The 605-nt window shown below is 51.4% G+C and carries 1 protein-coding gene; it reads right to left on the bottom strand.

Annotated elements, in window-relative coordinates; translation table 11 throughout:
• Positions 1-114 precede the first annotated feature (114 nt).
• Positions 115-605, bottom strand: a 491-nt coding sequence (locus Q2M23_RS43795; protein WP_316399556.1) for a hypothetical protein, incomplete at its 5' end; no start/stop codon positions are given.

The raw sequence follows: 605 nt of genomic DNA, 5'->3' as shown, positions 1-605 counted from the left end.
ATTGCTAGGTGTCAGCTACAGGAGCGAGTATGCCGGCTTGTTTCTCTCATTAAATCTGGTTTCAAGCGACTCCAGGAGCGAGTCAAGGTACGGAACGTAGAACGCTCTGCGAAACTACTCCTCGGACGTTTCATACGTGACATTGGAGCGATGGACTTGTCGTTGTGTCGTCCTTGGAGGTGACAGATTTGTGCAAACGGCGTCCGCGTATTGTTGAGCCGTCTGGAATATTTCGCTGAACATCGTTTCGCTGTTGTTCCTGTGGCTCCGGATGACGTCTGTCAGGTCCTTAATATGGCACTGCATCTTGAGCAGGGTCAGCTGAGTGGCCTGCAGCGCTTGTGTCAGCGGTTCCAGCATAGAAGAATATTTGCTTATGAGAAGCAGTGAAACGCTTTCCAAGGAGCACTTCATCTGAAACGAGAGCTGTCGAACGTCCGACGAACTGTTCTCGCTCAGGTACTCCAGCTGCGCGTGTTCAGCATTGTAGTTTTCGCAAAAGATTCGCAAGCTCTTATGCTTCTGTACCCACCTCGTCTCGCAGAGGGCTGGGATATTCTGTAGCGTGCCTCTTTCGCACGGAAAAACAAGTCGGAGGCCAAGCG

Origin of the sequence: Bradyrhizobium sp. 33ap4, assembly GCF_032654765.1 — a bacterium.
GTDB classification, from domain to species: domain Bacteria; phylum Pseudomonadota; class Alphaproteobacteria; order Rhizobiales; family Xanthobacteraceae; genus Bradyrhizobium; species Bradyrhizobium australafricanum.
The sequence above is the reverse complement of the archived record's forward strand: the minus strand, read 5'-3'. Positions and strand labels throughout refer to the sequence as shown.